At 71.2% G+C, this 11,774-nt stretch carries 9 protein-coding genes; 5 read left to right on the top strand and 4 right to left on the bottom strand.

Annotated elements, in window-relative coordinates:
* Positions 1 to 115: 115 nt before the first annotated feature.
* Positions 116 to 592 carry a MarR family transcriptional regulator gene (locus ABZ208_RS10575; protein WP_356909119.1) on the top strand — a complete coding sequence of 159 codons (477 nt, stop codon included), beginning with the start codon at positions 116 to 118 and terminating at the stop codon, positions 590 to 592.
* On the opposite strand, the gene ABZ208_RS10570 is transcribed toward ABZ208_RS10575, so the two are convergent.
* The 4 genes from ABZ208_RS10570 to ABZ208_RS10555 form a co-directional block, all read right to left on the bottom strand.
* A complete protein-coding gene (locus ABZ208_RS10570) occupies positions 510 to 2,051 on the bottom strand; it encodes an MFS transporter (protein ID WP_356909118.1) in 1,542 nt (513 codons plus the stop codon). The genes ABZ208_RS10575 and ABZ208_RS10570 overlap by 83 nt on opposite strands.
* Entirely contained in the window at positions 2,048 to 2,638 is a 591-nt protein-coding gene (locus tag ABZ208_RS10565; protein WP_356909117.1) for a TetR/AcrR family transcriptional regulator, read from the bottom strand. Before ABZ208_RS10565 ends, ABZ208_RS10570 begins: the two co-directional genes overlap by 4 nt.
* A gap of 64 nt (positions 2,639 to 2,702) precedes the next feature.
* Positions 2,703 to 3,659, bottom strand: a complete 957-nt coding sequence (meaB, locus tag ABZ208_RS10560) for a methylmalonyl Co-A mutase-associated GTPase MeaB (RefSeq protein ID WP_328396303.1) — start codon at positions 3,657 to 3,659, stop codon at positions 2,703 to 2,705.
* A 62-nt stretch (positions 3,660 to 3,721) separates the two neighbouring features.
* On the bottom strand, positions 3,722 to 4,924 hold the full coding sequence (locus ABZ208_RS10555) for an acetyl-CoA C-acetyltransferase (protein ID WP_356909116.1): 1,203 nt from the start codon (positions 4,922 to 4,924) through the stop codon (positions 3,722 to 3,724).
* A gap of 146 nt (positions 4,925 to 5,070) precedes the next feature.
* Here ABZ208_RS10555 and mce point away from each other — a divergent pair, with 146 nt between their 5' ends.
* The 4 genes from mce to ABZ208_RS10535 all read left to right on the top strand — a co-directional run bounded on the left by mce (position 5,071) and on the right by ABZ208_RS10535 (position 11,772).
* The gene (mce, locus tag ABZ208_RS10550) at positions 5,071 to 5,499 is read left to right on the top strand and encodes a methylmalonyl-CoA epimerase (RefSeq protein ID WP_356909115.1); all 429 of its coding nucleotides are present in this window, start codon (positions 5,071 to 5,073) and stop codon (positions 5,497 to 5,499) included.
* 165 nt (positions 5,500 to 5,664) lie between these two features.
* The gene (gene scy, locus ABZ208_RS10545; RefSeq protein WP_356909114.1) at positions 5,665 to 9,618 is read left to right on the top strand and encodes a polarized growth protein Scy; all 3,954 of its coding nucleotides are present in this window, start codon (positions 5,665 to 5,667) and stop codon (positions 9,616 to 9,618) included.
* A gap of 114 nt (positions 9,619 to 9,732) precedes the next feature.
* The gene (locus ABZ208_RS10540) at positions 9,733 to 10,671 is read left to right on the top strand and encodes a cellulose-binding protein (RefSeq protein WP_328396311.1); all 939 of its coding nucleotides are present in this window, start codon (positions 9,733 to 9,735) and stop codon (positions 10,669 to 10,671) included.
* 144 nt (positions 10,672 to 10,815) lie between these two features.
* A complete protein-coding gene (locus tag ABZ208_RS10535; RefSeq protein ID WP_356909113.1) occupies positions 10,816 to 11,772 on the top strand; it encodes an ATP-binding cassette domain-containing protein in 957 nt (318 codons plus the stop codon).
* The last annotated feature ends 2 nt before the right edge of the window (positions 11,773 to 11,774 follow it).

The following is an 11,774-nucleotide window of genomic DNA, read 5'->3' as shown; positions in this document are numbered from 1 at the left end:
AGTCTGCGGAGTGTGACGTCGAACGTCTGCACCCTTGTTGCGTACGGGGCCGGGTGCCGTACGTCACACCCCCAGATTTCGTCCGCTTTTCAACTTCTTAGGGTAGTATCCATATATGGAGACCGAGACGGCCACTCGCTGGCTGACCGATGACGAGCAGTGCACCTGGCGCACCCATCTGGACGTCAGCCGGTTGCTGATGCACCAGCTCGAGAAGGACCTCCAGCCGTTCGGACTGACCAACAACGACTACGAGATCCTGGTCAACCTCTCCGAGTCGGCGGACCGGCGGATGCGGATGAGCGACCTCGCCGCGGCCACGCTGCAGTCCAAGAGCCGCCTCTCCCACCAGATCACCCGCATGGAGAACGCCGGCCTGGTGCGCCGGGAGCACTGCGAGTCGGACCGCCGCGGTCTGTACGCCGTGCTGACCGACGACGGGATCGCGACCATGCAGAAGGTCGCACCGCACCATGTGGCGTCCGTGCGCAAGCACTTCATCGACCTGCTCACGCCGGAGGCGCTGGAGGACCTGCGGGCCTCGCTGACTCCGGTCGCCGAGCATCTGCGTGGCCGGCGCGGCAAGCTCTGACCCCACCGGCCGTCCTGCGCCGTGCCGTGTCCGGCAGGACGGACGCACGGCCGCCGGCGGCGCCGGTGCGACCGGGCAGCCCGATGGCGAGCAGCGCACCGATCAGGGCCACGGCCGAGAGTGCCACCAGGGCGGAGCCCATCGCGGAGGCGAAGGACTCGCCGCTCCAGTGCGGCCCGCCGCGCGACCGGCCGTCGACGGCGCGCGGTGCGGAGACAGAAACGAGCATCGTGGCAGCGGCGACGCCCAGCGTCGGGCCGATGTTCATGGCGGTCTGCTGGAGTCCTCCGGCCACCCCTGCGTCGCCCACCGACGCCTGGCGCACGACGACGGCCGTCGCGGCGACCATCACCGGGCCGAAGCCGGCGCCCAGAAGGAGGAAGCTGCCGCCGATCGCGATCGGCGTCGACGCCTGGTCGAGCCGGGACACCGCAAGGATGCCGAGGGCGAGCAGCGCCATCGCCGCCACGGCCGTCCGGCGGGGCCCCTGCCGGCGCAGCAGCACCGCCGAGGCGGGCGCACTCAGCACCATCATCAGGGCCAGGGGCAGCACTCTCAGACCGGTCTCGAGCGGGTCCAGCGCAAGGACGTCCTGAAGGAAATAGGTCCCGACGAACAAAGTGCCGAACAGTGATGCCGACGCCGCCAGCAGGACGGCGAGCGCCGAGGGCACGGCTGCGGAACGCAGAAGGGTGGAGGGCACCAGCGGACTCGCGGTACGCCGCTCATGACGGACGAACGCGGCGCCCGCGGCGGCGAACAGCCCGCATCCCAGCGCCGTCGCCCCCGTCCAGCCGGTCCGGGGTGTCTCGACGAGCGTGTGCACAAGGCACACCAGAGCCAGGGCGAGAAGGCCGGCACCGCGCAGGTCCAGCCGGACGGCACCCACGTTCCGGGGCTGCGGCACCCGGACGGCGAGCGCGAGCAGGCCCATCACGAGCGCCGGTACGACATTGACGAGGAAGACGGCCCGCCAGCCCAGGTGGGCGACCAGCGCACCGCCGACGACCGGTCCGGCGGCCGCCGCCAGTCCGATGGCACTGGTACGCAGGGCGATCGGCGTGCCGAGCCGGTCGGGGGGATACACCGCGCGCAGCATCCCGAGCGTGGCCGGTTGAAGCAGCGCTCCGAAGATCCCCTGGACAACGCGCAGGCCGATCACCCAGCCGATACCGGGCGCCAGGCCGATACCCGCCGAAGCAGCCGCGAACCCCACCATCCCCGCGGCGAAGACCCGCTGATGCCCGTACCGGTCGCCGAGGCGGCCGGCGAAGACGAGCAGGCTCGCCACGGCGATGAGATATCCGGTACTGGTCCACTGGACCTGTACGAACGAGGCGTCCAGATCCCGCTGAAGGGTGGGCTGAGCGACGACCAGCACGGTGCCGTCCAGGGCCACGATCGCCGCCCCGGTGATGCTGCCCGCGAGGGTGAGGCGCCGATGGCGCCGTGAGCTCATCGGGCCGCCTCCGGTCCGAGGTGCGCGTCCAGCGCGGCACGGAGCAGCGGCTCGACGTCGTCCCCGCCCACAGCGAGGGGGAGACTTCCCCATGCCCACAGCTGCGCGATGCCGTGCAGATTCGCCCACAGCGCGCCCGCGACGAGCCGGGGCGGCGCGTCGGAGTGTGGCGGCCGTGCCCTGGCCACGAGATCCACCAGCACATCGAAGAGCGGGAGGCTGGTCTCCCGCAGGCCGAGACGGCCGCTCTCCAGCAGGTCATGACGGAACATCAGCTCGAACATGCCGCGGTCGGCCAGCGCGAAGCCGAGATAGACGCGTCCCAGCGACATGAGCTGGGCGCGGGGGCCTGCCTGGCTGTCGCCGATCGCCGCGGCGATCTGGCCGGCCAGATCGGCGAAGCCCTCACGCGCGATGGCGGACAGCAGTTCCAGGTGGGTCGGGAAGTAACGGCGCGGGGCGCCGTGCGAGACGCCCGCCTGGCGGGCGATCTCCCGCAGGGACAGCGCCTGGACACCCTCCCGCCTCAGCAGGTCGACACCGGCGTCGATCAAACGGGCACGCAGACCCGAGTCCTGTTCACTCATAGACACTGTCTACCAGGGTGGGTAGACAGTGTCTATTGAGCAAGGATCCGGGTAGCGGACGGCGTCAGGACGTGGTCAGGCCCGCCACCAGTTCGTCCGCCGCCGTGTACGGGTCCAGTTCGCCCGCCACGATCCGCTGTGCCAGAGCGTCCAGGTGGCGGTCGCCGTGCAGATCGCCGATGCGTTCGCGCAGTGCGGTGACCGCGATGGTCTCCACCTCATGGGCCGCGCGGCGGGCCCGGCGCTCCGTCAGAACGCCGTGCTCCTCCATCCACGCGCGGTGCTTCTCCAGCGCCTCGACGACCTCGTCGATCCCCTCGTTCCGCGCCGCGACCGTCTTCACGATCGGCGGACGCCAGTCGCCGGGGCCGCGGGACTCGCCCAGGCCCAGCATGTGGTTGAGCTCGCGGGCGGTGGCATCCGCACCGTCCCGGTCCGCCTTGTTGACGACGTACACGTCGCCGATCTCGAGGATGCCCGCCTTGGCCGCCTGGATACCGTCGCCCATGCCCGGCGCCAGCAGCACCACGGAGGTGTCGGCCTGGGAGGCGATCTCCACCTCCGACTGGCCCACGCCCACCGTCTCCACCAGGATCACCTCGCAGCCGGCCGCGTCCAGGACACGGATCGCCTGCGGTGCGGCCCAGGCCAGGCCACCCAGATGGCCGCGGGTGGCCATCGAGCGGATGTAGACGCCGGGGTCGGAGGCGTGGTCCGACATCCGGACCCGGTCGCCGAGCAGCGCCCCGCCCGAGAAGGGCGAGGACGGGTCGACGGCCAGCACTCCCACCCGCTTGCCTGCCCGCCGGTACGCCGACACCAGCGCCGACGTGGACGTCGACTTGCCGACACCCGGCGAACCGGTCAGACCGACGACGTACGCCCCTCCGGTCAGCGGCGCGAGCGCCGCCATCACCTCGCGCAGCTGCGGCGACGCCCCCTCGACCAGCGAGATCAGCCGGGCCACGGCCCGGGGCCTGCCCTCGCGTGCCTGGGCGACCAGCTCGGGGACGTCCGCCATCACTGCTCCGTTCCTTGAGTTAGGGACGCGTACTTCGGGTTGGGGCGAGAAAGCGCGCCGGGTTACTTGCCCGGGACGCGAAGGATCAGCGCGTCGCCCTGGCCACCGCCGCCGCACAGCGCCGCCGCACCGACACCGCCGCCGCGGCGCTTGAGCTCCAGCGCCAAGTGCAGCACGACACGGGCACCGGACATGCCGATCGGGTGGCCCAGCGCGATGGCGCCGCCGTTGACGTTCACCTTTTCCGGGGTCACGCCGAGGTCCTTCATTGACTGCACGGCAACGGCCGCGAAGGCCTCGTTGATCTCGATGAGGTCGAGGTCCTCGACGGCGATACCCTCCTTGCCCACCGCGTGCTTGATGGCGTTGGACGGCTGCGACTGGAGCGAGTTGTCGGGGCCGGCCACGTTGCCGTGGGCACCGATCTCGGCGATCCACTCCAGGCCCAGCTCCTCGGCCTTGGCCTTGCTCATCACCACGACCGCCGCGGCGCCGTCGGAGATCTGCGAGGAGGTACCGGCGGTGATCGTGCCGTCCTTGGCGAAGGCGGGGCGCAGCTTGCCGAGCGAGTCCACCGTGGTCTCACCACGGATGCCCTCGTCCTTGCTGAAGATCACCGGCTCGCCCTTGCGCTGCGGGATCTCGACGGGCGTGATCTCGGCCTCGAACAGACCGTTCTTCTGCGCGGCCGCGGCGCGCTGGTGCGAGAGCGCCGCGATCTCGTCCTGCTCCGGACGGGCGATTCCGAGCCGGGTGTTGTGCTTCTCGGTGGACTCGCCCATGGCGACGTTCTCGAAGGCGTCGGTGAGACCGTCGTACGCCATGGCGTCGAGCATCTCGACGGCGCCGTACTTGTAGCCCTCGCGCGACTTGGGCAGCAGGTGCGGGGCGTTGGTCATCGACTCCTGGCCGCCGGCCACGACGATGTCGAACTCACCGGCGCGGATCAGCTGGTCGGCCAGGGCGATGGCGTCCAGTCCGGACAGACAGACCTTGTTGATCGTGAGGGCGGGGACGTTCATCGGGATGCCGCCCTTGACCGCGGCCTGGCGGGCCGGGATCTGCCCCGCGCCTGCCTGCAGCACCTGCCCCATGATCACGTACTGCACCTGATCGCCGCCGATGCCCGCCCGGTCCAGCGCCGCCTTGATGGCGAAGCCGCCGAGATCGGCACCGGAGAAGGACTTGAGCGAGCCGAGCAGACGGCCCATGGGCGTACGAGCGCCCGCGACGATCACGGAGGTGTTACCGGTCGTTCCAGACATGTGCACGATCCCCTTACCAGCCGCAGCTGAGGAGTGAACGAGGGTTTACCTCAAATGTACTGAGCGGTACCGGCTCGGGTCACCGGGCTGCCGGTGTGATCGCGCGCACGTTGCGTAACCACCCGCAATGGCGCTGCACTGGAGAAATGCTGACGCGAATCGACCACATCGGGATCGCCTGCTTCGACCTCGACAAGACTGTCGAGTTCTACCGGGCCACGTACGGCTTCGAGGTGTTCCACTCCGAGGTCAATGACGAGCAGGGCGTGCGGGAAGCCATGCTCAAGATCAATGAGACGTCCGACGGCGGCGCCTCCTACCTCCAGCTCCTGGAGCCCACCCGCGAGGACTCCGCGGTGGGAAAGTGGCTGGCCAAGAACGGTGAGGGCGTCCACCACATCGCCTTCGGCACCGCGGACGTGGACGGCGACGCGCAGTCCATCCGGGACAAGGGCGTGCGGGTTCTGTACGACGAACCGCGTATCGGCTCCATGGGTTCGCGTATCACCTTCCTCCACCCCAAGGACTGCCACGGCGTACTCACCGAACTCGTCACGTCTGCAACGGAGCACTGACCTGAGGATTCCCGGCCCGGTAGAGTGGGCGATTCCGGGCCGGGGCCGGGTCGGGGCCGTGCCGCGTCCTCGTCATTGATCTGTCACCATTCCCCGGGGGGCCGTTCGCCGGCGAACGGTCTCGTACGGAGACAGTTGCGACCAGGGGACGGATGGGACCGCGCAGTGCGGGGCTACGAACGCCAGGAGAGCCACCGAGCTGAGGACGACCACCTCTCGCGGTTCGAGGCCGAGATGGACCGGCTGAAGACCGAGCGGGAGAAGGCCGTCCAGCACGCCGAAGACCTGGGCTACCAGGTCGAGGTTTTGCGTGCAAAGCTCCATGAGGCGCGCCGTAATCTCGCCTCCCGTCCTGCCTACGACAACGCAGACATCGGCTATCAGGCCGAGCAGCTGCTGCGGAACGCCCAGATCCAGGCCGACCAGCTGCGCATGGACGCCGAGCGCGAGCTGCGCGAGGCCCGTGCCCAGACGCAGCGCATCCTCCAGGAGCACGCCGAGCACCAGGCGCGGCTGCAGGCAGAGCTGCACACCGAGGCCAACCAGCGTCGCCAGCGCCTCGACCAGGAGCTGGCCGAGCGCCGTCAGACCGTCGAGTCGCACGTCAACGAGAACGTCGCCTGGGCCGAGCAGCTGCGCGCCCGCAGCGAGTCCCAGGCCCAGCGGCTGATCGACGAGACCCGCGCCGAGGCCGAGCAGGCGCTCGCCGCGGCCCGTGCCGAGGCCGCCCGGATCGCCGAGGAGGCCCGCAGGCGGGTGGGCTCGGAGGCGGAGAGCGCCCGCACCGAAGCGGAAGCGATCCTTCTGCGTGCCCGCAAGGACGCCGAGCGGCTGCTGACCGCCGCGTCCAACCAGGCCCAGGAGGCCACCAGCCACGCCGAGCAGCTGCGCTCCTCCACCAGCGCCGAGTCCGATCAGGCACGCCAGCAGGCGGCCGAGCTCAGCCGCGCCGCCGAGCAGCGGGCCCAGCAGGCCGAGGAGAAGCTGCGCGAGGCGCGCGCCGAGGCCGAGAAGCTGGTCACCGAGGCCAAGGAGGCCGCCTCCAAGCAGCTGGCCTCCTCCGAGTCGGTCAACGAGCAGCGCACCCGTACGGCCAAGGCGGAGATCGCCCGGCTGGTCAGCGAGGCCACCAAGGAGTCCGAGGCGCTGAAGGCCGAGGCCGAGCAGGCGCTCGCCGATGCCCGCGCCGAGGCGGAGAAGCTGGTCGCGGGCGCGGCCGACAAGGCCCGTACCGCCGCCGCCGAGGACTCCGCCGCCCACCTCGCCAAGGCCGCCCGCACCGCCGAGGAGGTGCTCAACAAGGCCTCCGAGGACGCCAAGGACACCACCCGCAAGGCGAGCGAGGAGGCCGAGCGGATCCGCCGCGAGGCCGAGGCCGAGGCGGACCGGCTGCGCGGCGAGGCCGCCGAGCAGGCCGACCAGCTCAAGGGCGCGGCCAAGGACGACACCAAGGAGTACCGCGCCAAGACCGTCGAGCTGCAGGAGGAGGCACGCCGGCTGCGCGGCGAGGCCGAGCAGCTGCGTGCCGAGGCGGTCGCCGAGGGCGAGCGCATCCGTGGCGAGGCGCGCCGCGAGGCCGTCCAGCAGATCGAGGAGGCGGCCAGTACCGCCGAGGAGCTGCTGACCAAGGCCCGCACCGACGCCGACGAGCTGCGCGCCGCCGCGAGCGGCGACAGCGAGCGGGTGCGTACGGAGGCGATCGAACGCGCCACCACCCTGCGCAAGCAGGCCGAGGAGACCCTGGAGCGCACCCGCGCGGAGGCCGACCGGCTGCGCGGCGAGGCCGAGGAACTGGCCGACGGCGTACGGGCGGCCGCCGAGAGCGCCGCGGCCGAGCTGCGCCAGGAGACCGAGCGCGCCGTAGCGGCCCGGCAGAGCGAGGCCGCCGATGACCTGACCCGGCTGCACACCGAGGCCGAGACCCGTCTGGCGACCGCCGAGGAGCGTCTTTCCGAGGCGCGCGGCGAGGCCGAGCGGATCCGCCGCGAGGCGGCCGAGGAGACCGAGCGGGTGCGCGCCGAGGCCGCCGAGCGGCTGCGTACGCTGCAGGCACAGGCCGAGCAGGAGGCGGAGCGGCTGCGCGACGAGGCTGCCGCCGACGCCTCGGCCTCCCGCGCCGAGGGTGAGGCGGTCGCGGTCCGGCTGCGCACCGATGCGGCGACCGAGGCCGAGCGGCTCAAGAACGAGGCCCAGGACACGGCCGACCGGGTGCGGGCCGAGGCCGCTGCCGCCGCGGAGCGCGTGGGCGCGGAGGCCGCCGAGGCGCTCGCCGCCGCCCAGGAGGAGGCGAACCGCCGCCGCCGGGAGGCGGAGGAGATTCTCGACTCGGCGCGTACGGAGGCCAACCAGGAGCGGGAGCTGGCCCGCGAGCAGAGCGAGGAGCTGCTCGCGTCCGCCCGCAGGCGCGTCGAGGAGGCGCAGACGGAGGCGCACCGGCTGGTCGAGGAGGCCGACCGGCGTGCCGCCGAGATGGTCTCGGCCGCCGAGCAGACCGCACAGCAGGTGCGGGACTCCGTCAACGGTCTTCAGGAGCAGGCCGAGGAAGAGATCGCCGGGCTGCGCAGTGCGGCCGAGCATGCGGCGGAGCGCACCAGGACCGAGGCGCAGGAAGAGGCGGACCGGGTCCGCGCCGATGCGTACGCGGAGCGGGAGCGGGCCTCCGAGGACGCGGCCCGGCTGCGCGCCAGGGCCCAGGAGGAGTCCGAGGCCGCGCAGGCTCTGGCCGAGCGGACCATGAGCGACGCGATCACCGAGTCGGACCGGCTGCGCGCCGACACCGCGGAGTACGCGCAGCGGGTGCGGACGGAGGCCTCGGACGCGCTGGCCTCCGCCGACCAGGACGCGTCGCGCACCAGGGCCGAGGCCCGCGAGGACGCCAACCGGATCCGTTCCGAGGCGGCCGCGCAGGTGGATCTGCTGATCGGCGAGGCGACGAGCGAGTCGGAGCGGCTGCGGACCGAGGCGGCCGAACTGCGCGCATCGGCCGACGCGGAGGCCACCCGGCTGCTCATCGAGGCCGAGCAGATCAAGGTGGACGGCGAGGCCGAGATCGAGCAGCTGCGGACCGCGGTGCGAACCGACCGCGAGCAGGTGCTCGACGAGGCCAGGCAGGCCGCCGACAAGCGCCGCGCCGATGCGGCGGCGCAGGCCGACCAGCTGATCACCGAGGCGAGCGGTGAGGCGGAGCGGCTGCGCGCCGAGGCCGCCGACGCGGTGGGCTCGGCCCAGCAGGCCGCCGAGCGCATCAGGGCGGAGGCCCAGAAGGTCAAGGCGGACGCGGAGGCCGCTGCCGACCGGATCCGCACCGAGGCCCGCGCCGCGGCCGACCGCACGGTGGACGAGGCCCGCGAGACCGCGGCCAAGCGCCGCGCGGACGCCGCCAAGCAGGTCGACCAGCTGATCTCCAAGGCCCAGGAGGAGGCGCTGCGTGCGGCCACCGAGGCCGAGGAGCAGGCGGACGCCATGGTGGGCGCGGCCCGCAAGGAGGCCGAGCGGCTGGTCGCCGAGGCGACCGTCGAGGGCAACACCCTGGTGGAGAAGGCACGGACGGACGCCGACGAGCTGCTGGTCGGTGCCCGCCGGGACTCCACGGCCATCCGGGAGCGCGGCGAGGAGCTGCGGGCCCGGGTGGAGAACGAGGTCGAGGAGCTGCACGAGCGGGCCCGCCGCGAGACGGCCGAGCAGATGAGATCGGCCGGCGAGCGGGCCGACCAGCTGGTCAAGGCCGCCGACGAGCAGAAGACCGAGGCGGAGGCGAAGGCCAAGGAGCTGCTGTCCGAGGCCAATTCGGAGGCAGGCAAGGTCAGGATCGCCGCCGTGCGCAAGGCGGAGGCCCTGCTGAAGGAGGCCGCGCAGAAGAAGGCCGAACTGGTCCGCGAGGCGGAGCGGGTCAAGGCGGAGGCCGACAGCGAGGCCGAACGCACGGTCGCCGAGGGCAAGCGGGAACTCGATGTGCTGGTGCGCCGTCGCGAGGACATCCAGGCCGAGATTTCCCGGGTCCAGGACGTGCTGGAGGCCTTGGAGTCCTTCGAGACTCCCGGTGCGGGCAAGGACGGTGGCGTCAAGGCGGGCGCGTCGGCGGGTGTTACACGTTCGAGTGGCAAGTCATCGGACAGCTAGCCACTCAAAAGACTGGACATTCTCCATATCAAACGGGCATCCGCTCGATGACACGCCGCTTCGGCCCCTAGGATTCCCCCTAACACCTCACCGGTCTCATTCGACAGGAACCCCATGAGCGACACTTCCTCCCCCTTCGGCTTCGAGCTCGTGCGGCGTGGTTACGACCGCGGTCAGGTGGATGACCGCATTACCAAGCTCGTCGCCGACCGTGATAGTGCACTGTCCCGAATCACGTCTCTGGAAAAGCGCATCGAGGAGCTCCACCTCGAGACGCAGAACGCCCAGGCCCAGGTCAGCGACGCGGAGCCGTCGTACGCCGGTCTCGGCGCGCGTGTCGAGAAGATCCTCCGCCTCGCCGAGGAGGAGGCGAAGGACCTGCGCGAGGAGGCCCGTCGCGCGGCCGAGCAGCACCGCGAGCTCGCCGAGTCCGCCGCCCAGCAGGTGCGCAACGACGCCGAGTCGTTCGCCACCGAGCGCAAGGCCAAGGCCGAGGACGAGGGCGTCCGGATCGTCGAGAAGGCCAAGGGCGACGCCCAGACGCTGCGTTCCGAGGCGCAGAAGGACGCGCAGTCCAAGCGTGAGGAGGCGGACGCGCTCTTCGAGGAGACCCGCGCCAAGGCCGCCCAGGCCGCCGCGGACTTCGAGACCAACCTGGCCAAGCGCCGCGAGCAGTCCGAGCGCGACCTGGCTTCGCGTCAGGCGAAGGCCGAGAAGCGCCTGGCGGAGATCGAGCACCGCGCCGAGCAGCTGCGCCTGGAGGCCGAGAAGCTGCGTACGGACGCCGAGCGCCGGGCCCGTCAGACGGTGGAGACCGCACAGCGCCAGGCCGAGGACATCGTGGCCGACGCGAACGCCAAGGCGGACCGCATCCGCAGCGAATCGGAGCGCGAGCTGGCGGCGCTCACCAACCGCCGCGACTCCATCAACGCTCAGCTGACCAACGTCCGCGAGATGCTGGCGACGCTGACCGGTGCGGCGGTCGCCGCGGCCGGTTCCCCCGCCGACGACGAGCCGATCTCCCGCGGCGTCCCGGCGCAGCAGACCCGCTGACGCCCCCTCGGGTCACGGTTCACCGAGTGCCCGGTGCCCTTGTGGCGCCGGGCACTCGCGCGTCGGCGGCAGGCCACCGAAAGTGTCCTGACCCGTTGGGCGAACCCGGTGGCGAATGCCGTACCCCGCCCGTAGCGTGAACACATGATCGAGCTCGAGGGTCTCACCAAACACTTCGGCAGCAAGGTGGCTGTCGACCATCTCTCCTTCACGGTCCGGCCGGGTGTGGTGACCGGCTTCCTCGGACCGAACGGCGCGGGCAAGTCGACGACGATGCGGATGATGCTCGATCTGGACAACCCCACCAGCGGGAAGGTCCGGATCGACGGCAAGCACTACCGGGACCTCGAGGAGCCGTTCAAGTACATCGGCGCGCTGCTGGACGCCAAGGCCATGCACGGCGGCCGCAGTGCGTACAACAATCTGCTCTGCCTCGCCCAGGCCAACCGCATCCCCGCGAGCCGGGTCGCGGAAGTCCTCGACGTGGTCGGCCTGAGTGCCGTGGCAGGGAAAAAGACCAAGGGATTCTCACTCGGCATGGGGCAGCGGCTGGGAATCGCCTCCGCCCTGCTCGGTGACCCCGAGATCCTGATGTTCGACGAACCGGTCAACGGACTGGATCCCGAAGGAATTCACTGGATCCGCAATCTGATGAAGACCCTCGCGGGCGAAGGCCGGACGATCTTCGTCTCGTCCCATCTGATGAGCGAAATGGCACTCACCGCCGATCACTTGATCGTCATCGGGCAGGGCCGGCTGATGGCGGACATGTCCATGGCCGATTTCATTCACCAGAACTCACGCAGTTATGTACGGCTGCGCTCTCCGCAGCAGGAGCGGCTGCGCGATGTGCTGCACGCGGCCGGCCTGACCGCGGTGGAGTCGGGCAACGGCACGCTCGAGATCGACGGCGCCACGACCGAGCAGCTCGGCGAGCTTGCCGCGAAGCACCGCATCGTGCTGCACGAGCTCAGCGCCCAACGCGCCTCGCTGGAAGAGGCGTTCATGCAGATGACGGCAGGCGCGGTGGAGTACCACGCGCATTCCACGGGCACCGCACCGCAGTGGGCCCCGCGCGACGGCGAATTCAAGGGGGTCTGACC

It is taken from the genome of Streptomyces sp. NPDC006208 (genome assembly GCF_040613775.1).
Classification (GTDB): domain Bacteria; phylum Actinomycetota; class Actinomycetes; order Streptomycetales; family Streptomycetaceae; genus Streptomyces.
This window is presented reverse-complemented; position numbering and strand designations above follow the sequence as displayed.